This is a genomic window from Micromonospora sp. WMMA1998, assembly GCF_027497375.1.
GTDB lineage: Bacteria > Actinomycetota > Actinomycetes > Mycobacteriales > Micromonosporaceae > Micromonospora > Micromonospora sediminicola.
Genome location: NZ_CP114911.1, coordinates 2,047,644 through 2,069,656 on the forward strand (window position 1 = coordinate 2,047,644; position 22,013 = coordinate 2,069,656).

Here is a 22,013-nt window from a genome sequence, read left to right on the forward strand (position 1 = left end):
GTGACCGCCGCGGGGCGGTCGGACAGAGAGCACACGGATGACTGAGGCGAGTGTCGCCGTACACGCCGACCCCGACCTGCTGGCGCAGGCGGTGGCGGCCCGGTTGGTGGTGAAGCTGCTCGACGCGCAGGCCGAGCGGGGCCAGGCGTCGGTGGTGCTGACCGGCGGGCGGATCGCCGCGGCGGTCTACCGGGCGGTCGGGCAGCTGCCCGCCCGCGACGCCGTGGACTGGTCCCGGGTCGACGTGTGGTGGGGCGACGAGCGGTTCCTGCCGGCCGGTGACCCGGAGCGCAACGAGACCCAGGCCCGGGCGGCGCTGCTGGACGCGGTGCCGCTGGACCCGGCCCGGGTGCACCCGATGCCGGCGTCGGACGGTCCGGCCGGCGACGACCCGGAGGCGGCCGCCGCCGGGTACGCGCGGGAGTTGGCCGCCGCCGCCCGGCCGGGGCACGCCACCCTGCCCCACTTCGACGTGCTGATGCTCGGCGTGGGCGAGGACGGGCACGTGGCGTCGGTGTTTCCGGAGCACCCGGTGCACCACGACAACCGCCCGGTCAGCGCGGTGCGGGGCAGCCCGAAGCCGCCGCCGGTGCGGACCACGCTGACGCTGCCGGCGATCAACACGGCCGAGGAGGTGTGGCTGGTCGCCGCCGGGGCGGACAAGGCGCGGGCGGTGGGCATGGCGCTGGCCGGGGCCGGACCCCGGCAACTGCCGGCGGCGGGGGTGCGGGGTGTCTCCCGTACCCTCTGGCTGCTGGACCGGGCCGCGGCGGCCGACGTGCCGCCCCGCGCGCGCAGCCTCCGCTGAGCGGTAAGGAAGGGCCCCTTCTTAACGCCTCCGGTAGAGAAGGGGCCCCTTCTTAACACCTGGGCTCAGGCGCGGCCGCGACGGCGGCGCAGCGCGGCGAGGGCCTCGGCGAGCAGCGCCTCCCCCTCCTCCGGCGTGCGCCGCTCCTGCACGTACGCCAGGTGGGTCTTGTAGGGCTCGGCGCGGGTGCGGCCCGGCGGGTTGCCCGGGTCGGGGCCGGCCGGCTCGCCGCAGCGGGGGCAGTCCCACGAGGCGGGCGTCTCCGCCTCGGCGGCAATCAGGAACTCGACCCGGTGCCCGTGGCGGCACCAGTAGACGACCGGCCGGCGCGGCGCCGGTTCGGTGCGCTGGTCGAAACGCTCGGGGGCGGACCCGATCCGGGTGCCGCGGATGACGTTGTTGCTGGGCACGGTTGCTCGCTCCCTGTCGTCGGAGGGGACCGGCGCCGGAGGGGGTCGGCGCCGGGCGACGGGCGGAGAAACAAAACTGCGCGCGGTCCGTGACGGACCGCGCGCAGATTGTACGCTTCTCGGCGCTCGCTCAGGTGCCGCTGCTCATCTGGAGCCGGAGCCAGAGCCCGATCCCGACGATGCACGCGAACCAGACGATCCCCACCAGGACGGTGTAGCGGTCGAGGTTCTTCTCGGCCACGGACGAACCGGCCAGGCTGGAGCTGACGCCGCCGCCGAACATGCTCGACAACCCGCCGCCCTTACCGCGGTGCAGGAGGATCAGCAGGACGAGCAGCACGCTGGTGATGACCAGCAACGTGATCATCGTGTAGGCGAACCAGATCGGCATGGCGGGGGTCAGTCCTCTCGTTACGATCACTGCCCGGACCTGTCGGGCGCAGCGGCACCGACCACTGGACGGGCAGCGTCAAGGATAGCGAGCGATCAGCGGGCGGTGTGCTCCGGGAACCGGCAGATCTTCGCGAACTCCTCGGCGTCCAGGCTGGCGCCCCCGACCAGGGCCCCGTCCACGTCCGGCTGCGCCATGATCGCGGCGACGTTCGAGGACTTGACCGAGCCGCCGTAGAGGATCCGGACCTGCTGCGCGGTGGCCTCGTCGTAGGTCTCGACGAGCCGCTTGCGCACCTCGCCGCACACCTCCTGGGCGTCCTCCGGCGTCGCCGTCTTGCCGGTGCCGATCGCCCAGACCGGCTCGTACGCCACGACGACCTTGGTGACCTGCTCGGCGGTGAGCCCCTTCAGGGCGCCGTCGAGCTGGTCGCAGCAGTGCGGAACCTGCTTGAGCTGCTCGCGGATCTCCAGGCCCTCGCCGATGCACAGGATCGGGGTGAGCCCGTTCGCCAGCGCCGCCGCCACCTTCGCGTTGACCAGCGCGTCGTCCTCGTAGTGGTACTGCCGCCGCTCGGAGTGGCCGACCACCACGTAGCCGCAGCCCAGCTTGGCCAGCATCGGCCCGGCGATGTCACCGGTGTAGGCCCCCGAGGAGAACGGCGACAGGTCCTGTGCGCCGTAGCCGATCAGCAGCTTGTCGCCGTCCACCGCGGTCTGCACGGTACGCAGGTCGGTGAAGGGCGGCAGCACCACGCACTCGACGTCGGTGAGCTGCTTCTCGTTGAGGCTCGCGGCCAGCTTCTGCACCAGCAGGTTGGCCTCGAGGTGGTTCAGGTTCATCTTCCAGTTGCCGGCCATCAGCGGCCGGCGGGTGGTGCTCGCCATTCAGTTCTCCAGGGCCGCGATGCCGGGGAGGGTCTTGCCCTCCAGGTATTCCAGGGAGGCGCCACCGCCGGTGGAGATGTGCCCGAACGAGGACTCGTCCAGGCCCAGCGCCCGCACCGCCGCCGCCGAGTCACCGCCGCCGACCACGCTGAACGCGTCGGCCTTGGTGATCGCCTCGGCCACCCCGCGGGTGCCGTTCGCGAACGCCGCTATCTCGAACACGCCCATCGGGCCGTTCCAGAAGATGGTCTTCGCCTGCGACAGCGCGGCGGCGAAACCGGCCACGGTCTCCGGGCCGATGTCGAGGCCCAGCCGGTGACTGGGGATGCCGTCGGCCGGCACGGTGTCGTGCGCGGCGTCCGGGGCGAAGGCGTCCGCGGCCACCACGTCGACCGGGAGCATGATCTTGCCCGGGGCGCGTTCCATCAGGTTGCGGCAGGTGTCGACCATCTCGGCCTCCAGCAGCGAGGTGCCCACCTCGTGGCCCTGGGCCTTGAGGAAGGTGAAGCACATCCCGCCACCGATGAGCAGCCGGTCGACAGTGGGCAGCAGCGCCTCGATCACGGCCAGCTTGTCGGAGACCTTCGAGCCACCCAGGACCACCACGTAGGGCCGCTCCGGGTCGCCGGTGAGCCGGCTGAGCACCTCCACCTCACGCAGCACCAGGCGGCCGGCGACGTGCGGCAGCCGCGCCGGCACGTCGTGCACACTGGCGTGCTTGCGGTGCACGGCGCCGAACGCGTCGTCCACGTACACGTCGCCGAGCGCGGCGAGCTGGTCGGCGAAGGCGCCCCGCTCGGTGTCGTCCTTGCTGGTCTCGCCCTTGTTGAAACGCAGGTTCTCCAGCAGGGCGACCTGGCCGTCGGCCAGCTCCGCCACGGTCGAGCGGGCCGAGTCGCCGACGGTGTCCTCGGCGAAGTGCACCGGGGCGCCGAGCAGCTCACCGAGCCGGCCGGCGACCGGACGGAGGCTGAACTGCGGGTCCGGCGCGCCCTTCGGGCGGCCCAGGTGCGAGCAGACGACCACCTTCGCGCCGGCCTGCACCAGCGCGCTCAGCGTCGGCAGGACGGCCCGGATCCGGCCGTCGTCGGTGATCTCACCGGTCTGCTTGTCGAGCGGGACGTTCAGGTCGGCGCGCACCAGCACGCGCCGACCCGACACCCCCTCGGCGAGCAGGTCGTCGAGGTTGCGGATCCCTGTCACAGCGAGGAACCGACCAGCTTGACCAGGTCGACGAGGCGGTTGGAGTAGCCCCACTCGTTGTCGTACCAGCCGACGACCTTGACCTGGTTGCCGATCACCTTGGTCAGCGGCGCGTCGAAGATGCACGACGCCGGGTCGGTGACGATGTCGGCGGACACGATCGGGTCCTCGTTGTAGACCAGGACGCCCTTGAGCGGGCCCTCCGCGGCGGCCTTCAGCGCGGCGTTGACCTCGTCCACGGTGGTCTCCCGGCCGACCTCGACGGTCAGGTCGGTGGCAGAGCCGGTCGGGATCGGCACCCGCAGCGCGTAACCGTCCAGCTTGCCCTTCAGCTCCGGCAGCACCAGGCCGATCGCCTTCGCGGCGCCGGTCGAGGTCGGCACGATGTTGAGCGCCGCGGCCCGGGCCCGACGCAGGTCCTTGTGCGGCGCGTCCTGCAGGTTCTGGTCCTGCGTGTACGCGTGGATGGTGGTCATCAGACCCTTGGTGATGCCGAACGTGTCCTGCAGGACCTTGGCCATCGGGGCCAGGCAGTTCGTGGTGCAGGACGCGTTCGAGATGATGTTGTGCTTGGCCGGGTCGTACTGGTCCTGGTTGACGCCCATGACCACGGTGACGTCCTCGTTCTTCGCCGGCGCGGAGATGATGACCTTCTTGGCCCCGCCGTCGATGTGGGCCTTCGCCTTGGTGGCGTCGGTGAAGAACCCGGTGGACTCGATGACGACGTCGACGCCGACCTCGCTCCACGGCAGCTTGCCGGGGTCCTTCTCCTCGAACACCTTGATGGCCTTGCCACCCACGGTGATCTCGTCGGCGCTGGCCTTCACCTCGTGCGGGAGACGGCCCAGGATGCTGTCGTACTTGACGAGGTGGGCGAGCGTCGCGTTGTCGGTCAGGTCGTTGACCGCCACGATCTCGATGTCAGCGCCGGACGCCAGCACTGCCCGGAAGAAGTTACGGCCGATCCGGCCGAAGCCGTTGATGCCAACCCGGATGGTCACAGGTCCCATCTCCTCGCGTTCTGGTCCGCCGGCGTCGGAGCCCGGCCGGCGGAGATTGTTCGCCGACCGGTGGAGCCGGCCGTTGACGGTTCATCTCGGCCACCCCGCCGCGGTCCCAGGAGACCAGACCGCCCGAGGCGGTGAGCACGGCGAGGGATGCCTTTGCCGGCCCCCTTGCCGTACGCAGCGACCTTATCCGAGCGCGCGCCGCCGTGCTGCGCCGGGTGGTGATCCCCCGCGCAGCGCGACGCCTCACCGGTCCTATCAGACCACGAGCATGTCGGGCGTGACGGCCGCTTCCGTATCCGGGATGCCCAGGTCGCGGGCCCGCTTGTCGGCCAGCGCGAGCAGCCGGCGGATCCGGCCGGCGATGGCGTCCTTGGTCAGCGGCGGCTCGGCGAGCGCGCCCAGCTCCTCCAGGGACGCCTGACGGTGCTCCAGCCGCAGCCGCCCGGCCGAGGTCAGGTGGTTGGGGGCGTCGTCGGCCAGGATCTCCAGCGCCCGGGTGACCCGGGCGGCGGCGGCCACCGCGGCACGGGCCGAGCGGCGCAGGTTCGCGTCGTCGAAGTTGGCCAGCCGGTTGGCGGTGGCCCGCACCTCCCGGCGTACCCGACGCTCCTCCCAGGCCAGCACGCTGGAGTGCGCGCCGATGCGGGTGAGCAGCGCGGCGATCGCGTCGCCGTCCTTTACCACCACCCGGTCCACGCCGCGCACCTCGCGGTTCTTGGCGGTGATGCCGATCCGGCGGGCGGCGCCGACCAGCGCCAGCGCCGACTCCGGCCCCGGGCAGGTGATCTCCAGCGCGCTGGAGCGGCCCGGCTCGGTCAGCGAGCCGTGCGCCATGAACGCGCCCCGCCAGGCCGACACCGCGCAGCAGACGTTGGCCGCCACCACGTGCGGCGGCAGGCCCCGCACCGGGCGGCCGCGCACGTCCAGCAGGCCGGTCTGCCGGGCGAGCGCCTCGCCGTCCTTGACCACCCGCACGATGAAGTGGCTGCCCTTGCGCAGGCCGCCGGAGGCGAGCACGTGGATCTCGCTCGGATAGCCGTAGACCTCGGCGATCTCCCGCCGCAGCCGGCGGGCCACCGCGCCGGTGTCCAACTCCGCCTCGACCACGACGCGACCCGACACGATGTGCAGGCCGCCGGCGAAGCGCAGCAGGGCGGCCATCTCCGCCCGCCGGCAGCAGGGCTTGGGCACGTCGACCCGACTCAGCTCGTCCTTGACCGCAGCCGTCATCGCCATTCCAGCGCCCCCTCAGGACCGGTTCCGGCGTGTCGCCGGTGATTACGTACGTGTCTAACGATCGGCACCCAGGACAGGCACCAGTGCGGCGCCCAGTGCGGCCGGATCATGACGGGGCGTGCCGTCGGTGACGGCGACGGGGGCGAGGACCAGCCGGGCACCCAGCGATTCTGCCGCACGTTCGACCGCCGCGGGGTCACCCACCGCCGTGGAGTCGGCCAGCACCATGTCCACCTTCAACTCGGGCAGATAGCGCCGCAGGGTGTCCAGATGGTCGGGCAGGGAGAGCCCGGACGTCTCCTTCTCGGCCACCAGGTTCAGCGTCACCAGCCGGCGGGCCGGGCTGGACACGATCGCGTCGGCCAGGCCCGGCACCAGCAGGTGCGGCAGCACGCTGGTGTACCAGCTGCCCGGCCCGAAGATCAACCAGTCCGCGGCGCGTACCGCGGTCACCGCCTCGGCGCACGCGGCCGGCGCGGCCGGGGTCAGTCGCAGCGACTCCACGGTGCCCGAGGTGACCGCCACCTGGTGCTGGCCGCGCACCGTGCGCACCTCGTCCGGGTGGGCCGGGTCGACGCCGCGTACCCGGGCCTCGATGCCGACCGGCTGGCGGGACATCGGCAGCACCCGGCCGACCGCGCCGAGCATGGCGCCGGCGTGGTCGAGCGCGGCCACCGGGTCGCCGAGCAGCTCGGTCAGCCCGTGCAGCAGCAGGTTGCCGACCGCGTGGCCGACCAGCGGGTCGCCCGCGCCCGACGCGACCGGCGCGGCGGGCGTCGGCGCCGGCGCGCTGGCGGCGAAGCGGTGTTGGAAGAGCGCCGCGCTGCGCCGGGTGGCCGGGTGGTCCCCGGCCAGGGCGACCAGCGCCTGGCGCAGGTCGCCCGGGGGCAGGCCGCCGCGCTCGGCGCGCAGCCGGCCGCTGGAGCCGCCGTCGTCACCGACCGTGACCACCGCCGTGATGTCCAGGTCCAGTCCGGGTACGCAGTGCCGCAGCGCCCGCAACGACGCCGAGAGACCGTGCCCGCCGCCGAACGCGACCACCCTGGTCGGGGTCATTCCCGCCCCAGGTCCCGGTGCTGCGGGTTGGCGGCGATGCCGGAGGCCCGCAGCCGAACGGCCAGCTCCTCGGCGATCGCCACGCTGCGGTGCTTGCCGCCGGTGCAACCGACGGCCACGGTCAGGTAGCGCTTGCCCTCCCGCTCGAACCCGGCCGTGGTGGCGTTGACCAGGTCGGCGTAGCCGGCGACGAACGCGTCCGCGCCCTCCTGGCCCAGCACGTACGCGCTGACCGCCTCCTCCCGGCCGGTGTGCTCGCGCAGCTCCGGCACCCAGTACGGGTTCGGCAGGAAGCGCGCGTCCATCACGAAGTCGGCGTCGGGCGGGAGGCCGTACTTGAAGCCGAACGACAGCACGGTGATCCGCAGCCGGCGGGCGTCCTCCCCGCCGAACAGCTCCTCCACCCGGCGGCGCAGCTGGTTGACGTTCAGGTGGCTGGTGTCGATGATCACGTCGGCCTGGTCGCGGGCCTCCTCCAGCAGCGCCCGCTCCACCGCGATGCCGTCGGCCAGCCGCCCGTCGCCCTGCAACGGGTGCGAGCGGCGCACGCTCTCGAACCGCCGGATCAGCACCTCGTCGTCGGCGTCCACGAAGACCACCCGGGGGGAGAAGCCGCGCTCGCGCAGCTCCCGGATCGCCCCGGCCAGGTCGGTGGAGAAGGCGCGCGAGCGCACGTCCAGCACCATCGCCGTACGCCGGGCCGCGCCACCGGCCTTGAACGCCAGCTCGGCCATGTCGAGCAGGAGCGCCTGGGGCAGGTTGTCGACCACGTAGTAGCCGACGTTCTCCAGCGCCCGCGCCACCGTGCTGCGCCCGCCGCCGGACAGGCCGGTCACCACCACCAGGGAGGTGTCCGCCTCGGTCGGCGGTGTCTCGGCGGCCCGCCCCAGGTCCTCCGCCGTCCGCGCCTCGCTCACCCGCGTACCCCCAAGCCGTGGCGCCGCGGCCGAGCGGCCGCGCATGGTCAGTCGCCGACTCTAACGGCTGCGACCCCGCCCGGGATTCCACGGGGTGACCACCGGAACAGGCGGTTGCCCGATTTGTCGGGGTACCCGTGCCCACCACACGCCCGCGCGGGGCGGGACGTTGTCGGCGGACGCTCGTAGACTGCGCGGATGGTCTCCCCCACCGACGAGCGGACCGAGGACGCGCTGCGGGTGTTGCGCCGGGTCTTCGGCTACGACGCCTTCCGCGGCTTCCAGCAGGAGGTCGTCGAGCACGTGGTGGCCGGCGGCGACGCGCTGGTGCTCATGCCCACCGGTGGCGGCAAGTCGCTCTGCTACCAGATCCCGGCGCTGGTCCGCGACGGCGTGGCGGTGGTCGTCTCCCCGCTGATCGCGCTCATGCAGGACCAGGTCGACGCGCTCACCGCGGTCGGCGTCCGGGCCGGCTTCCTCAACTCGACCCAGGAGCCCGCCGAGCGACGCCGGGTCGAGGCGGCCTACGTCGCCGGCGAGCTGGACCTGCTCTACCTCGCGCCGGAGGGGCTCGCGGTGCGGTCCACCCTCGGCCTGCTGGAACGCGGCCGGATCGCCCTGTTCGCGATCGACGAGGCGCACTGCGTCTCACAGTGGGGGCACGACTTCCGTCCCGACTACCTCAACCTGTCGATGCTGCACGAGCGGTGGCCGGACGTGCCGCGCATCGCGCTCACCGCCACCGCGACCCGGGCCACCCGCACCGAGATCGCCACCCGGCTCCGGCTCACCGAGGCCCGGCACTTCGTGGCCAGCTTCGACCGGCCCAACATCCAATATCGGATCGTGCCCAAGCGGGAGCCGCGCAAGCAGTTGCTGAGCCTGCTGCGCGACGAGCACCCGGGCGACGCCGGCATCGTCTACTGCCTGTCCCGGGCCTCGGTGGAGAAGACCGCCGAGTTCCTGGTCGCCAACGGCATCCCGGCGCTGCCCTACCACGCCGGGCTGGACGCGGGCACCCGCGCCACCAACCAGCAGCGCTTCCTGCGCGAGGACGGGCTGGTCATGGTGGCCACGATCGCGTTCGGCATGGGCATCGACAAGCCCGACGTCCGCTTCGTCGCCCACCTCGACCTGCCCAAGTCGGTGGAGGGCTACTACCAGGAGACCGGACGCGCCGGCCGCGACGGGCTGCCCTCGACGGCGTGGCTGGCGTACGGGCTCCAGGACGTGGTGCAGCAGCGCAAGATGATCGAGACGTCGGAGGGCGACCTGGCGCACCGGCGCAACCTCGCCGCGCACCTCGACGCGATGCTGGCGCTCTGCGAGACGGTGCGGTGCCGCCGCGCGCAGCTGCTCGAATACTTCGGCGAGCCCGGCGCGGCCGCCTGCGGCAACTGCGACACCTGCCTCGACCCGCCGGAGTCCTGGGACGGCACGGTCGCCGCGCAGAAGCTGCTCTCCACCGTCTACCGGCTCGACCGGGAACGCAACCAGCGCTTCGGCGCCGGGCACAGCATCGACATCCTGCTCGGCAAGCACACCGACAAGATCGACCAGCACGGCCACGACACGCTGAGCACTTTCGGCATCGGCACCGAGCTGCGCGACGCCGAGTGGCGCGGCGTGGTGCGGCAACTGCTGGCGGAGGGTCTGCTCGCGGTCGAGGGCGACTACGGCACGCTGGCCCTGACCGAGGCCAGCGCCGACGTGCTCGGGCGGCGGCGCACCGTCACCCTGCGCAAGGAGCCGGAGCGTCCGCTCTCCGGCCGGGTCGCGAAGCCCCGGGGCGCGGCCACCGTCGTCGCCGACCTCTCCCCCGCCGCCGCGCCGGTCTTCGAACGGCTCCGCGCCTGGCGCGCGGCCACCGCCAAGGAGCAGGGCGTCCCGGCATACGTGATCTTCCACGACGCCACCCTGCGCCAGATCGCCGCCGAGCCGCCGGCCTCGCTGGTCGAGCTGTCCCGCGTCAACGGGGTCGGCGAGAACAAACTCGCCAAGTACGGCGAGGGGATCCTGGCCGTACTCGCCGAGTCCTGACAGGCGACGAGGGCCCGACCCCGTGGTGGGGTCGGGCCCTTGCCGTGGTGGGTCAGGAGGTCGAGTAGCCGCGGGTGGCGATCCAGTCGGCGAGGTTGTCGACGCTCATCCGGTAGGAGGCGGTGTTCGGGTTGGCGCTGTCGGCGATGGTGACGGTGGTGCCGTTGTCGCGGTAGCCGATGACGCTGATGTAGTGGCCGCCTTCGAAGGAGTGGGTGGTGCCGTCGGTGTCGGTGGCGGTGCCGGCGATGTTGGCCACGACGGCGCGGCCGTCGTCGACGGTGCGCACGATGTCGGCGCGCAGCTTGTCGGTCTGCTTGTCGTCGGCCTTGCGGTCGCTGATCTCCACCGAGTGGTAGGGCTTGCCGGTCTCCTTACTCAGGACCGGGGTGATGTCGTTGATGCTGTTGGTGCCTGCCTCGGTGGTGCCCATCTCCTTGGCCATGGCGTGGACGTCGATGTTCTTGCCCAGGACGCTGATGGCGTTGCGGGCGGCGGCGGGGCCGCAGTAGTAGAAGTTGGGCTGGGCTTCGTAGCGCACGTCGAGTTCCCGCTCGCCGTGACCGCTGTTGCGGTCGGCGACCACGGTGGTGGTGTTGCCGGTGGGGGCGGCGTGGGCGGCGATGGCGGGGCCGGCGATGCCACCGGCGGTCGCGGCGATACCGGCAGCGGTCAGCACGGTGGTGCGCAGCAGAGTGGTAGCCATGATGGTGCCTCCCGAAGGGGGGTTGGGGGGACACGGCACGGGGGCGCCGTGAAGAGGGGGAAAGTCTGAAAGTCCGGCGGCCCGGAGGGTCTGCACGGAAGGGGCCTGCACGGCGGCCGGGGGTGACCTGCACGGCGGCTCAAGGGGGTGTAACCACCGGCGGGGGCCGGTCATTCCGACCGGGCCTGGCCTGCCGACGCGATGGTCGGGGCGGCGCGCGGTCTACCCGGTACAACGCCTGACCCCCGGCACCGATTCCACGCTGACCGTGGCGCCGACCACCGCCGAACCGGACGAACGACTCATGGCGCGCAGTCACCCGCGTGACGATCCACCGAAACCGGACATCACGGGTGAAATCGGCGTCGACGCTGTCCGCGCCGACGCCGGCTTCTGCTCGACGGTCCCGGCGGTGACCCTGAGGCGAGCAGCTCACCCCAGCGCAGTTGACACACAGGCCGGCGGGCACCCCCCGACGGGGGCGTCTAGTGACCCGGCACGGGCCGGACGGTGCCCTGTCGCGGTGCCTTTCGAGCTGATGCCGTCAACGACTCACACTCACGTCGCGGGCGGGCACCAGCGCCCCGAAGCGACTCACGCTGCCGTCGCGGGCGGGTGCCGGCGTCCCGAGTCGTTTCTGATATCAGCTCGAAAGGCGCCGCGGAGGCGAGTGCAGCGGGCGCGGGCTGTACCCGATCCGTCCTGGGCGCGCGGGCGGCGAACAGGCGGCCGGCTTGATCACACCCCGGTCGCAGCCATTCGGCGGCCGGCTGGCGGAGAAGCGGATCGCACGGCGCGACGCCACCGGCAGCAGGCCACCTCACACCGCGTGTCCCACCCAGGGGCCGACACATCCGGCAGCCAAGGGAGAGCTCACCACCAACGCCGCCACCGGCGCCCGCCCGCACGCCATCCGCCGTGCCTGGCGGGGCAGCGCGTAACGCGCCGCGCCGTTGTCCTCGTGCGGCCGGTGGTGCTCCCGTCTACGTCACCCGGCCGGGGTGGCGGCGTCGGAGCCGTCGAGCGCGGCCAGGATCGCCTCGGCCGTCCGCCGGCCGACCCCCGGCACCTCGGTGATCTCCTCGACCGTGGCGGCGGACAGGCGCTTCAACGAGCCGAAGTGCCGCAGGAGCGCCTTGCGCCGGACCTCGCCGAGGCCGGGGACGTTGTCCAGCGCCGACTCGGTCATCCGCTTGGAGCGGCGCTGGCGGTGGAACGTGATGGCGAAGCGGTGCGCCTCGTCGCGTACCCGTTGCAGCAGGTAGAGCGCCTCCGAGGTCCGCGGCAGGATGACCGGGAACTCGTCGTCGGGGAGCCAGACCTCCTCCAGCCGCTTGGCCAGCCCGCACAGTGCCACGTCGTCGATGCCCAGCTCCGCGAGCGCCTGCGCGGCGGCGGCCACCTGGGGCGGGCCGCCGTCGACCACCACGAGCTGCGGCGGGTACGCGAACCTGCGCGGCCGCCCGGTGGTCGGGTCGATGCCGGGCCGGTCGGGGTCGGCGGCGGTCTCCTCGCCCAGCTCCCCGGTCTCGGCCCGGGCGTCCAGGTAGCGGGCGAACCGGCGGCGCAGCACCTCGGACATGGCGGAGAGGTCGTCGGTGGCGCCGCGCACGATGAACCGGCGGTATTCGCCCTTGCGGGGCAGCCCGTCCTCGAACACGACCATGCTGGCGACCACGTCGGTGCCCTGGATCTGGGACACGTCGAAGCACTCGATCCGCAGCGGCGAGGTGCGCATGGCGAGCGCGTCGGCGATCTCGTCGAGGGCCTGGCTGCGGGTGGTCAGGTCGCCGGCCCGCTTGAGCTTGTGCCGGGCGAGCGCGTCCTTGGCGTTGCGCTCCACCGTCTCCAGCAGCGACCGCTTGTCGCCCCGCTGCGGCACCCGCAGTGACACCCGGCTGCCCCGCCGGGCGGAGAGCCAGTCGGCCAGCGCCTCGGCGTCCCCCGGCAGCTCGGGGACGAGCAGCTCGCGCGGGACCTCGGCCTCGCCCTGCTCACCGCCGTAGACCTGGGTGCAGAAGTGGTGCACGAGGTCGCCGGTGGTCAGCTCCTCGGTCTTCTCCACCACCCAGCCGCGCTGGCCCCGCACCCGACCGCCGCGGACGTGGAACACCTGCACCGCCGCCTCCAGCGGATCGTCGGCGAAGGCGACCACGTCGGCGTCGGTGCCGTCACCGAGCACCACGGTCTGCTTCTCCATGGCCCGGCGCAACGCGGCGACGTCGTCACGCAACCGGGCCGCCCGCTCGAACTCCAGCTGCTCGCTGGCGTCGAGCATGTCGCGCTCCAGCCGGCGGACCATGGTGTCGGTGCGGCCGGCCATGAAGTCGCAGAAGCCGTCGACGATCTCGCGGTGCCGCTCGGCGCTGACGCTGCCGACGCAGGGTGCCGAGCACTTGCCGATGTAGCCCAGCAGGCACGGCCGACCGACCTGGCCGGCCCGCTTGAAGACGCCCGAGGAACAGGTCCGCGCCGGGAAGACGCGCAGCAGCAGGTCGAGCGTCTCGCGGATGGCCCAGGCGTGCGAGTAGGGCCCGAAGTAGCGCACGCCCTTGCGCTTGGCGCCACGCATCACCTGCAGGCGCGGATATTCCTCATCGAGGGTGACCGCCAGGTAGGGGTAGGACTTGTCGTCGCGGTAGCGGACGTTGAACCGGGGGTCGTACTGCTTGATCCAGGTGTATTCCTGCTGGAGCGCCTCCACCTCGGTGGCCACGGTGATCCAGTCCACCGACTCGGCGGTGAAGACCATCTGCCGGGTGCGCTGGTGCAGGTTGACCGGGTCGGCGAAGTAGGAGTTGAGCCGGCTGCGCAGGTTGCGCGCCTTGCCGACGTAGATCACCCGGCCGGTGCCGTCCCGGAAGCGGTAGACCCCTGGCAACTCCGGGATGGTGCCGGTCGCGGGACGGTAGGTCGAGGGGTCAGCCACGATCCAAGCCTAGTCCGCACCCCCGACACCCGGCCGCCGCCGCGCCCCCGCCCGCGAGCGGCGGGCGGGGAGGGCGGGATGCCGGTCAGGCCAGCGTGATCTGGTCGCCGGTGACCTTGATCTCCTTCGCGGCCAGGGGCTTGGTGGCGGGGCCCTGCTTGACCGAGCCGTCGCTGATCGAGAACCGGCTGTTGTGGCAGGTGCAGTTGATGGTGCCACCGTCGACGTTCGACACCGGGCAGCCCTGGTGCGTGCAGATCGGGTCGAACGCCTTGAACTGGCCGGCCTCGGGCTGGGTGATCACCACGCCCTTGCTGGCGTAGATCGCGCCGCCGCCCACCGGGATGTCGGTGGTGCGGGCCAACGGCGCGCTGCTGTCCCGGTCGCCGCCGCCCGCGTCGCCGGTCGCGGTGGCGCCGGGTGGGCCTCCGCTGGTCGGGGCCAGCCCCGGGGTCGCGTCGTCGTCGCCGCATCCCGCGAGCACCACGGCCGCGCCGACGGCTCCGGCACCGGCGAGCAGGGTCCGACGGGTCTGGGTGACCGGTCCGGTCCGCACCTGGTCGTCACTCATCTCCGGCCTTTCTCTCGGCTGTCGCCACCGGTCATGATCCGGGGCCACAGTGTGCAACACGCACCAGGATCCGGCACGGTTCATACTGTCGCGTCACGAAACGGGCGTCTGTGCGGATGACGGACGGGGCCGGACCGCCGGCCCCGTCCGTCGTACCCGTGGGTCAGCGCGCCCCGGCCGGCACCTTGCGGGCGCGGGTCTTGGCCCCGCCGTTGGCCTTGGCCGCCCGGGTGGTGGCGGCCTTGGCGCCCTTGGCCGCGCCGTCGAGCTTGAGGATCGGCCGCAGGAACTCGCCGGTGTGGCTCTCCGGAACCTCGGCGACCTCCTCCGGGGTGCCGGTGGCGAGCACCGTGCCGCCCCGGTGACCGCCCTCGGGACCCATGTCGATGAGCCAGTCGGCCGTCTTGATCACGTCGAGGTTGTGCTCGATGGTGATGACCGTGTTGCCCTTGTCGACCAGGCCCTCCAACACCATCAGCAGCTTGCGGATGTCCTCGAAGTGCAGGCCGGTGGTGGGCTCGTCGAGCACGTAGACGGTGCGGCCGGTGGAGCGCTTCTGCAGCTCGGAGGCGAGCTTGACGCGCTGCGCCTCGCCGCCGGACAGCGTCGGTGCGGGCTGGCCGAGGCGGACGTAGCCGAGACCGACGTCGACCAGGGTCTTGAGGTGCCGGTGGATGGCCGGGATGGCGGAGAAGAACTCGGCCGCCTCCTCGATCGGCATGTCCAGGACCTCGGCGACCGTCCGGCCCTTGTAGTGCACCTCGAGCGTCTCGCGGTTGTAGCGCGCGCCCTTGCACACCTCGCAGGGGACGTAGACGTCGGGCAGGAAGTTCATCTCGATCTTGATCGTGCCGTCGCCGGAGCACGCCTCGCAGCGCCCGCCCTTGACGTTGAACGAGAACCGGCCCGGGCCGTATCCCCGGACCTTGGCCTCGGTGGTCTCGGCGAAGAGCTTGCGGACGTGGTCCCAGACCCCGGTGTAGGTGGCCGGGTTGGAGCGCGGGGTGCGCCCGATCGGCGACTGGTCGACGCCGACGACCTTGTCCACGTGCTCCAGGCCGGTGATCCGGGTGTGCCGGCCGGGCACCAGCCGGGCGCCGTTGATCTGGTTGGCCAGCACCGTGTAGAGGATGTCGTTGACCAGCGTCGACTTGCCCGAGCCGCTGACCCCGGTGACCGCGATGAGCTGGCCGAGCGGGAAGCTCACGGTGAGGTTGCGCAGGTTGTGCTCGCGCGCGCCGTGCACCACCAGCTCCCGGCCGGGCGTCTGCGGCCGGCGGGTGGCCGGCGTCGGGATGGACTTGCGCCCGGACAGGTACGCCCCGGTGACCGACTCGGCGTTGTCGAGCAGCGCCGGCACCGAGCCGCTGTGCACGATCTTGCCGCCGTGCTCGCCCGCGCCCGGACCGATGTCGACGATCCAGTCGGCGACCCGGATGGTGTCCTCGTCGTGCTCGACCACGATCAGCGTGTTACCCAGCCCGCGCAGCCGCAGCAGCGTCTCGATGAGCCGGTGGTTGTCCCGCTGGTGCAGGCCGATGGACGGCTCGTCGAGCACGTAGAGCACGCCGACCAGGCCGGAGCCGATCTGGGTGGCGAGCCGGATGCGCTGCGCCTCGCCGCCGGAGAGCGTGCCCGCGGGGCGGTCCAGGGAGAGGTAGTCGAGGCCGACGTCGAGCAGGAACTTCAGCCGGGCGTTGATCTCCTTGAGGACCCGCTCGGCGATCATCTTCTGCCGGTCGGTCAGCTCGATGCCGGCCAGCAGGTCGGCCGCCTCGCCCACGGAGAGGTTGCAGACCTCGGCGATGCTCTTGCCGGCCAGGGTGACCGCGAGCACCTCCGGCTTGAGCCGGGCGCCGCCGCAGGCCGCGCAGGGCACGTCCCGCATGTAGCCCTCGTACTTGTCGCGGGACCACTCCGACTCGGTGTCGGTGTGCCGACGCTCGATCCACTGCACCACGCCCTCGAAGCCGGTGTAGTAGGAGCGCTCGCGGCCGTACTTGTTGCGGTAGCGGACGTGCACCTGGTCGTCGGAGCCGTGCAGGATCGTCTTCTGCGCCCGCGACGGCAGCGCCCGCCACGGCGTGTCGATGTCGAAGTGCTCGGCCTCGCCGAGCGCCTCCAGCAGCCGCAGGAAGTATTCCAGGTTGTGCCCGGTGGCCCAGGGCTGGATCGCGCCCTCGCGCAGCGTGCGCTCCGGGTCCGGGATGACCAACTCGGGGTCGACCTCCTTCTTGGTGCCCAGGCCGGTGCACTCCGGGCACGCGCCGTAGGGCGCGTTGAAGGAGAAGACCCGGGGCTCCAGGTCCTCGATCGCCAGCGGGTGGTCGTTCGGGCAGGCCAGGTGCTCGGAGTAGCGGCGCTCGCGGGCCGGGTCGTCCTCCGGCAGGTCGACGAAGTCGAGCAGCACCAGGCCGCCGGAGAGGCCGAGCGCGGCCTCGACCGAGTCGGTCAGCCGCTGCTTGGCGCTCGGCTTGACGCTGAGCCGGTCGATGACCACCTCGATCGTGTGCTTCTCCTGCTTCTTGAGCTTCGGCGGCTCGGTCAGCGGGTGCACCACGCCGTCGACCCGGGCCCGGGCGTAGCCCTTGGCCTGCAGCTCGGCGAAGAGGTCGACGTATTCGCCCTTGCGGCCGCGCACCACCGGCGCGAGCACCATGAACCGGGTGCCCTCGGCCATGGCGAGCACCCGGTCGACGATCTGCTGCGGGCTCTGCTTGGAGATCCGCTCACCGCAGATCGGGCAGTGCGGCTCGCCGATACGGGCGAAGAGCAGGCGGAGGTAGTCGTAGACCTCGGTGATGGTGCCGACGGTGGAACGCGGGTTGCGCGAGGTCGACTTCTGGTCGATGGAGACGGCGGGGCTGAGGCCCTCGATGAAGTCGACGTCGGGCTTGTCCATCTGACCGAGGAACTGCCGGGCGTAGGACGACAGCGACTCGACGTAGCGGCGCTGCCCCTCGGCGAAGATGGTGTCGAACGCCAGGCTCGACTTGCCCGAACCGGACAGCCCGGTGAAGACGATCAGGGCGTCCCGGGGCAGGTCGAGACTGACGTCACGCAGGTTGTGCTCGCGCGCGCCACGGATGATCAGACGGTCGGCCACGGTGCGTGTGCTCCCGGAAGAAGAATGTGCGGCGGGATCTGTCCGCCAGACGTCAGGTCTGGGCGGTTCTCACAGGTTGTCGAGGCGCAGGGAAGACGCCCCGGCAACTCTAGCCCCGAGGTGTGACAACTTCCGTCGGGCGCACATTCCCCCAGCTCAGACCGGTCGGGCGGGATGCGGCCAACCCCGCCCGGCCGGTCCGGGCCGACTCAGAGTGCGCCGGGCGCGGGCGGGGTCGCCGGACGCCCGGTGCGCCGCCGCGCACCACGCCACCCGCCCCGCCGCTCGGCGGCCAGCCGGGCCGCGCGACGCCCGCCCTCGTAGGCGACCTCCCGCTGCAACCGGCGCCAGCTCTCCCAGCGGCGCGCCGGCAGCTCGCCGCTGTCCAGCGCGTCCCGCACCGCGCAGGCCGGCTCGGCGTCGTGCGCGCAGTCGGCGTACCGGCAGCCGGTGGCCAGCTCGGCGATGTCGGCGAAGGCCCGGTCCAGGCCGACCACGCCGTCCAGCAGGCCGACCGCGCGTACCCCGGGGGTGTCCAGCACCGCTCCCCCACCCGGCAGCGGCACCAGCGACCGCCAGGTGGTGGTGTGCCGGCCCTTGCCGTCCACCCGGCGGATCGCCTGGGTCCGCATCACGTCCGCCCCCGCCAGCGCGTTGACCAGGCTCGACTTGCCGGCCCCGGACGGGCCGAGCAGGCCGAGGGTGCGCCCCGGGGCGACGTGCCCGCGCAGCGGCGCCAGGCCGGTGCCCCGCTCGGCGCTGACCGCCAGCACCGGCACCCCGGGCGCCAGGTCGGCAAGTTGCCGGGCCACCGCGGCCGGGTCGGCGGCCAGGTCCGCCTTGGTGAGCACCACCAGCGGCTGCGCGCCGGACTCGTGCACCAGGGAGAGCAGCCGCTCGATCCGCGCGGCGTCCGGTTCCGGGTGCACCGGCTCGACCACCGCGGCGGCGTCGAGGTTGGCGGCCAGCACCTGCCCGCTGGCGTCCTTGCCGGCGGTGCGCCGCACCAGCGCGGTCCGTCGCGGCAGCACCGCCTCCACCGTGACCGGGCCGTCCGGCCAGGTGGCGAGCAGCACCCAGTCGCCCGCGCAGGGCAACGCGGTCAGGTCGCGGGCCGCGGCGGCGAGGACCCCGCCGCCGAGGCTCGCCCGCACCGGCCCCTCCGGGCGGAGCACGGTGCACACGCCCCGGTCGACCCGGGCCACCCGCCCGGGTCGGTGGTCGGCGCGTCGATCGAGGTGGGTCGCCCAGTCGGCGTCCCAGCCGAGGGCGGTCAGGTCCAGGTTCATGATGTCCTCATCGGTGTCGAGGGGGTTCACGGCGGAACACGCGTGCTTCGACCGGCATGCTCACCACCTCCGTTCCGACTCCCGGTGCCCGCGTCCTGCACGACGTCGGCCCGGCGCGTTCCCGCCGCGACCCGCTGTCGTTCGACCCGACGGTAGGGGCCGCGCCGACGCGCCGAAAGCGATTTCCCCGGCGGCGCGGCCGGGTCCCGCCCGCTACTGTCGAACCCGTGAGAACGAGATGACCAGTGACCCCCTGCTGTTGACCGGTGACCTGGCCGAGGCGACCGACCGGCTGCTGCGTACCGTCGCCGGCCTGACCGCCGGGGACGTCGCGGCGCCCTCGCTCCTGCCGGGCTGGACCCGCGCGCACGTGCTCACCCACCTGGCCCGCAACGCCGACGGGTTCGTCAACCTGCTCACGGCCGCGCGCACCGGCGAACCGATCCCGATGTACGCCTCGGTCGAGGCGCGTAACGCCGACATCGAGGCGGGCGCCGGCCGGGGCCCGGCCGACCTGCTGGACGACCTGCGCCGCAGCGGTCAGCGTTTCGACGCGGCGGTGGCGCAGATGCCGGCCTGGGCGTGGGGCGCCACGGTGCAGGCCCGGCGCGGTCCGTGGCCGGCGGCGCTGCTGGTCTGGGGCCGGCTGCGCGAGGTCGAGGTGCACCACGTCGACCTGGCGACCGGCTACCGCCCGGCGGACTGGCCGGAGGCCTTCGCCCAGCGTCTGCTGCACGAGGTGACGACCGGGCTGGCCGGCAACCCGGCCGCGCCGGCCATGGTGCTGCGCGTCGACGGCTCCGCACACGAACTCGTCGTGGGTGACCCCGAGGGGGCGCCCACGGTCACCGGCCCCGCGCCGGAACTCGCCGCCTGGCTGACCGGCCGGGGCGCGGGCGAGCTGCTCACCGTCGTCCCCGACGGTCCCCTGCCGAACCCACCGGAATGGATCTGAACGCCGTCATGACCTACACCGGAGACGTCACGCCCGGCGGCCCGCCGGCCGTGCGCGAGCTCGACCGGCTCACCGTCAGCAAGCTGTCGGTAGGCCCGATGGACAACAACGCCTACCTGCTGCGCTGCCACGCCACCGGCGACCAGGTGCTGATCGACGCCGCGAACGAGGCGCCCCGCCTGCTGGAGTTGGCGGGCGACGGCGGCCTGGCCGCGGTGGTGACCACCCACCGGCACATGGACCACTGGGTGGCGCTGGAGGAGGTGGTCGCCAAGACCGGCGCCCGCCCGCTGGTGCACGCCGACGACGCCGAGGGCCTGCCGATCGACGCCGAGCCGCTGCGTGAGGGCGACACCGTCGACGTCGGCGACTGCGCGCTGGAGGTCATCCACCTGCGCGGGCACACACCGGGGTCGATCGCGCTGCTCTACCGCGACCCGACCGGCACCCCGCACCTGTTCACCGGCGACTCGCTGTTCCCGGGTGGGGTCGGCAACACCGACCAGGACCCGGAGCGGTTCGGCCAGCTCGTCGACGACGTCGAGGCCAAACTCTTCGACCGGCTGCCGGACGAGACCTGGTTCTATCCGGGACACGGCAAGGACAGCACGATCGGCGCGGAGCGGGCGGCGCTGCCGCAGTGGCGGGCCCGCGGCTGGTGAGCGCGCCGGGTCCGGCCTCCCCCGTGGCGGCCGGACCCGGCCCGGTGCGCCGGTCACCGCGCGCAGCCGGCGCCGGGCGCCGAGCAGCACCGGCCCGGCCAGCAGCAGCCCGACGGCCATGGTGAGCACCGTCGGGTCGGGTGCGCCGGGCAGCAGGGCGGTCACCGTCCGCGCGGCCAACCCGAGCGCCACGTAGAGCCCGGCCCAGAGCGTGGCGCCGAGCGCCGCGCAGGTCACGAACCTCCGGTACGGCATCCGGAGCCCGCCGGCGGCCAGCGGCAGCAACGCGTTGAACACCGGCAGGAACGGCGCCACGAGCACGATCCGTCCGCCGCCGCGGTGCAGCAGCGCCTCGGCGGCGGCCCACCGGGGCTCGCCGATCCAACGCCCCAGCCGGCCGTGCCGCAACCGCACGCCCCAGCGCCGCCCGGCGAGGAAGCTCAACGACCAGCCGGCCACGCAGCCCGCCACCACGGCCGCGACGGTCACCGCCCCGAGCGCCGGCCGGCCCGCCCCGACCGCCGCGAGAACCGCGGCGTCCCCGGGCACCAGCACCCCGACCAGGGGTACGGCGTCGGCGAGCATCACCACGCCGAGGAGCCCCATCAGCAGTGTGGTGGGCAACTCCCCGAGCTGGGCGAGCAGGTCCGTCATGACGAGCACGCTATGCGCCCGTGACCGTCCGGCACATCGGGCGTGACCCCCCACCCGACCCGGAGGCCGGCCCCGGGGACGCCTCAGGGTCAGCGGGGGCGGAGCACCTGCACCCGGCGTACCGGGGAGTCGACCGAGGGCTCGGTGGTCGGCACCGGGTAGCTGGCCACCAGGTCCAGGCCGTCCGGCGGCAGGTGCCCGCGGTCCGGGTCGCCGACCAGCACCTCGACGCCGCGCTCGGCGCACCGGCGCAGGTACGGCAGCACCCGGGCGGCCAACCCGGCGTCGTAGAGGGCGTCGCCGGCCACCACCAGGTCGACGCCGGCGACGCCGTCGAGCAGGTCGTCGCCGTCGGCGGTCACCCGGACCCGGTTGGCCCGGGCGTTGACCGTGACGGCCGCCACCGCGTACGGGTCCACGTCGTTGGCGACCACCTCGTCGGCGCCGGCGAGCGCGGCGGCGATGGCGACCAGTCCCGATCCGGCGGCCAGGTCGAGCACCCGTCGGCCGGCGACGAGGTCGGGGTGGTCGAGCAGGTGCCGGGCGAGCGCCTGCCCGCCGGCCCACACGGAGGCCCAGTACGGCGGCGGCAGCGACCGCCCGGCCGCGGCCTCCATCCGCGCCCACCACAGGATGGCGTCCTCGGCCAGGTGCAGGCGCACCTCGGGCACGAACGGCGTGCCGACCAGCCGCAGACGGTCCGGGCCCACGCCGGGCGCCGCGATCTCCTGTTCCAGGTCGGCCAGTGCCGTGGTTGTGCTCACCGGGGCAAGCATGCCGTGCCCCGATCGGTACCGGGGTCATTTCCGGCTCGCAGGTATTCACGTGCCACGCCGGCACTTCCGGCAGCGAATCCGGGCCTGGGCGGTTACTGTCGGGGAAGTACAGGGGCGATCACCGGCCGCAGGCCGGTGCTCACCCGCATTGAACAGGGAGAGACGCATGGCAACCGGCACGGTCAAGTGGTTCAACTCGGAAAAGGGCTTCGGCTTCATCGAGCAGGACGGCGGAGGCCCGGACGTGTTCGTCCACTACTCGGCCATCCAGAGCGGCGGCTACCGCGAGCTGAACGAGGGTCAGAAGGTCGAGTTCGAGGTGACGCAGGGCCAGAAGGGCCCGCAGGCGGACAACGTCCGTCCGATGTGATGTGACGAGTGCCGGTGGCGGCGGTCGGGTTCCGACC

The 22,013-nt window shown here is 73.0% G+C and carries 19 protein-coding genes and 1 pseudogene; 5 read left to right on the forward strand and 15 right to left on the reverse strand.

All coding sequences use genetic code 11. From position 1 onward, the window contains the following. Positions 1–37: 37 nt before the first annotated feature. Entirely contained in the window at positions 38–808 is a 771-nt protein-coding gene (pgl, locus tag O7600_RS08850) for a 6-phosphogluconolactonase (protein ID WP_281593172.1), read from the forward strand. Between the two features lie 65 nt (positions 809–873). Here pgl and O7600_RS08855 read toward each other — a convergent pair whose 3' ends face one another. The 8 genes from O7600_RS08855 to rapZ form a co-directional block, all read right to left on the reverse strand. Further along, on the reverse strand, positions 874–1,218 hold the full coding sequence (locus tag O7600_RS08855; protein WP_091573402.1) for an RNA polymerase-binding protein RbpA: 345 nt from the start codon (positions 1,216–1,218) through the stop codon (positions 874–876). A gap of 130 nt (positions 1,219–1,348) precedes the next feature. Further along, a complete protein-coding gene (gene secG / locus O7600_RS08860) occupies positions 1,349–1,609 on the reverse strand; it encodes a preprotein translocase subunit SecG (protein ID WP_091573401.1) in 261 nt (86 codons plus the stop codon). Between the two features lie 95 nt (positions 1,610–1,704). Next, complete coding sequence (tpiA, locus tag O7600_RS08865; RefSeq protein ID WP_281593173.1) at positions 1,705–2,496, reverse strand: triose-phosphate isomerase; 792 nt, start codon at positions 2,494–2,496, stop codon at positions 1,705–1,707. Then, positions 2,497–3,690 carry a phosphoglycerate kinase gene (locus O7600_RS08870; RefSeq protein ID WP_281594103.1) on the reverse strand — a complete coding sequence of 398 codons (1,194 nt, stop codon included), beginning with the start codon at positions 3,688–3,690 and terminating at the stop codon, positions 2,497–2,499. Between the two features lie 5 nt (positions 3,691–3,695). Next, complete coding sequence (gene gap, locus O7600_RS08875; protein WP_281593174.1) at positions 3,696–4,700, reverse strand: type I glyceraldehyde-3-phosphate dehydrogenase; 1,005 nt, start codon at positions 4,698–4,700, stop codon at positions 3,696–3,698. Positions 4,701–4,964: 264 nt separating this feature from the next. Beyond that, positions 4,965–5,945, reverse strand: a complete 981-nt coding sequence (whiA, locus tag O7600_RS08880; protein ID WP_018788213.1) for a DNA-binding protein WhiA — start codon at positions 5,943–5,945, stop codon at positions 4,965–4,967. Positions 5,946–5,999: 54 nt separating this feature from the next. Further along, on the reverse strand, positions 6,000–7,001 hold the full coding sequence (yvcK, locus tag O7600_RS08885; RefSeq protein WP_281593175.1) for a uridine diphosphate-N-acetylglucosamine-binding protein YvcK: 1,002 nt from the start codon (positions 6,999–7,001) through the stop codon (positions 6,000–6,002). Then, complete coding sequence (rapZ, locus tag O7600_RS08890) at positions 6,998–7,891, reverse strand: RNase adapter RapZ (RefSeq protein ID WP_281594104.1); 894 nt, start codon at positions 7,889–7,891, stop codon at positions 6,998–7,000. Before rapZ ends, yvcK begins: the two co-directional genes overlap by 4 nt. Before the next feature lie 225 nt (positions 7,892–8,116). Between rapZ and recQ the strand changes: the two genes are divergently transcribed. After that, positions 8,117–9,958 (forward strand): DNA helicase RecQ, encoded by a 1,842-nt coding sequence (gene recQ / locus O7600_RS08895; RefSeq protein WP_281593176.1) that lies wholly within the window; start codon positions 8,117–8,119, stop codon positions 9,956–9,958. Between the two features lie 52 nt (positions 9,959–10,010). Here recQ and O7600_RS08900 read toward each other — a convergent pair whose 3' ends face one another. The 5 genes from O7600_RS08900 to rsgA all read right to left on the reverse strand — a co-directional run bounded on the left by O7600_RS08900 (position 10,011) and on the right by rsgA (position 18,559). After that, positions 10,011–10,664 (reverse strand): C39 family peptidase, encoded by a 654-nt coding sequence (locus tag O7600_RS08900; RefSeq protein WP_281593177.1) that lies wholly within the window; start codon positions 10,662–10,664, stop codon positions 10,011–10,013. Between the two features lie 988 nt (positions 10,665–11,652). Further along, the gene (gene uvrC, locus O7600_RS08905; protein ID WP_281593178.1) at positions 11,653–13,593 is read right to left on the reverse strand and encodes an excinuclease ABC subunit UvrC; all 1,941 of its coding nucleotides are present in this window, start codon (positions 13,591–13,593) and stop codon (positions 11,653–11,655) included. An 85-nt stretch (positions 13,594–13,678) separates the two neighbouring features. Further along, positions 13,679–14,164 (reverse strand): Rieske (2Fe-2S) protein, encoded by a 486-nt coding sequence (locus O7600_RS08910; protein ID WP_281593179.1) that lies wholly within the window; start codon positions 14,162–14,164, stop codon positions 13,679–13,681. Positions 14,165–14,327: 163 nt separating this feature from the next. Further along, positions 14,328–17,270 carry an excinuclease ABC subunit UvrA gene (gene uvrA, locus O7600_RS08915; RefSeq protein WP_281593180.1) on the reverse strand — a complete coding sequence of 981 codons (2,943 nt, stop codon included), beginning with the start codon at positions 17,268–17,270 and terminating at the stop codon, positions 14,328–14,330. A gap of 209 nt (positions 17,271–17,479) precedes the next feature. Further along, the gene (gene rsgA, locus O7600_RS08920; RefSeq protein ID WP_281593181.1) at positions 17,480–18,559 is read right to left on the reverse strand and encodes a ribosome small subunit-dependent GTPase A; all 1,080 of its coding nucleotides are present in this window, start codon (positions 18,557–18,559) and stop codon (positions 17,480–17,482) included. 238 nt (positions 18,560–18,797) lie between these two features. Between rsgA and O7600_RS08925 the strand changes: the two genes are divergently transcribed. Beyond that, entirely contained in the window at positions 18,798–19,514 is a 717-nt protein-coding gene (locus tag O7600_RS08925) for a maleylpyruvate isomerase family mycothiol-dependent enzyme (RefSeq protein WP_281593182.1), read from the forward strand. A gap of 8 nt (positions 19,515–19,522) precedes the next feature. Continuing rightward, positions 19,523–20,176: an MBL fold metallo-hydrolase gene (locus O7600_RS08930; RefSeq protein ID WP_281593183.1), complete on the forward strand. Its 654-nt coding sequence runs from the start codon at positions 19,523–19,525 to the stop codon at positions 20,174–20,176. A gap of 63 nt (positions 20,177–20,239) precedes the next feature. Here the strand turns inward: O7600_RS08930 and O7600_RS08935 are convergent. After that, positions 20,240–20,830, reverse strand: a pseudogene (locus O7600_RS08935) (VTT domain-containing protein); the annotation flags it as partial. Between the two features lie 89 nt (positions 20,831–20,919). Next, on the reverse strand, positions 20,920–21,606 hold the full coding sequence (locus O7600_RS08940) for a 50S ribosomal protein L11 methyltransferase (protein WP_281593184.1): 687 nt from the start codon (positions 21,604–21,606) through the stop codon (positions 20,920–20,922). 166 nt (positions 21,607–21,772) lie between these two features. On the opposite strand from O7600_RS08940, the gene O7600_RS08945 reads away from it, so the two are divergent. Then, positions 21,773–21,976: a cold-shock protein gene (locus O7600_RS08945; protein WP_091059998.1), complete on the forward strand. Its 204-nt coding sequence runs from the start codon at positions 21,773–21,775 to the stop codon at positions 21,974–21,976. Positions 21,977–22,013: the final 37 nt, after the last annotated feature.

Coding starts and splice junctions, on each gene's coding strand:
- O7600_RS08940 (WP_281593184.1), bottom strand. CDS start 21,606: ATGCTTGCCCCGGTGAGCACAACCACGGCACTGGCCGACCTGGAACAG.
- tpiA (WP_281593173.1), bottom strand. CDS start 2,496: ATGGCGAGCACCACCCGCCGGCCGCTGATGGCCGGCAACTGGAAGATG.
- O7600_RS08900 (WP_281593177.1), bottom strand. CDS start 10,664: ATGGCTACCACTCTGCTGCGCACCACCGTGCTGACCGCTGCCGGTATC.
- O7600_RS08945 (WP_091059998.1), top strand. CDS start 21,773: ATGGCAACCGGCACGGTCAAGTGGTTCAACTCGGAAAAGGGCTTCGGC.
- recQ (WP_281593176.1), top strand. CDS start 8,117: ATGGTCTCCCCCACCGACGAGCGGACCGAGGACGCGCTGCGGGTGTTG.
- secG (WP_091573401.1), bottom strand. CDS start 1,609: ATGCCGATCTGGTTCGCCTACACGATGATCACGTTGCTGGTCATCACC.
- O7600_RS08910 (WP_281593179.1), bottom strand. CDS start 14,164: ATGAGTGACGACCAGGTGCGGACCGGACCGGTCACCCAGACCCGTCGG.
- O7600_RS08930 (WP_281593183.1), top strand. CDS start 19,523: ATGACCTACACCGGAGACGTCACGCCCGGCGGCCCGCCGGCCGTGCGC.
- yvcK (WP_281593175.1), bottom strand. CDS start 7,001: ATGACCCCGACCAGGGTGGTCGCGTTCGGCGGCGGGCACGGTCTCTCG.
- pgl (WP_281593172.1), top strand. CDS start 38: ATGACTGAGGCGAGTGTCGCCGTACACGCCGACCCCGACCTGCTGGCG.
- rsgA (WP_281593181.1), bottom strand. CDS start 18,559: ATGAACCTGGACCTGACCGCCCTCGGCTGGGACGCCGACTGGGCGACC.
- O7600_RS08925 (WP_281593182.1), top strand. CDS start 18,798: ATGACCAGTGACCCCCTGCTGTTGACCGGTGACCTGGCCGAGGCGACC.
- whiA (WP_018788213.1), bottom strand. CDS start 5,945: ATGGCGATGACGGCTGCGGTCAAGGACGAGCTGAGTCGGGTCGACGTG.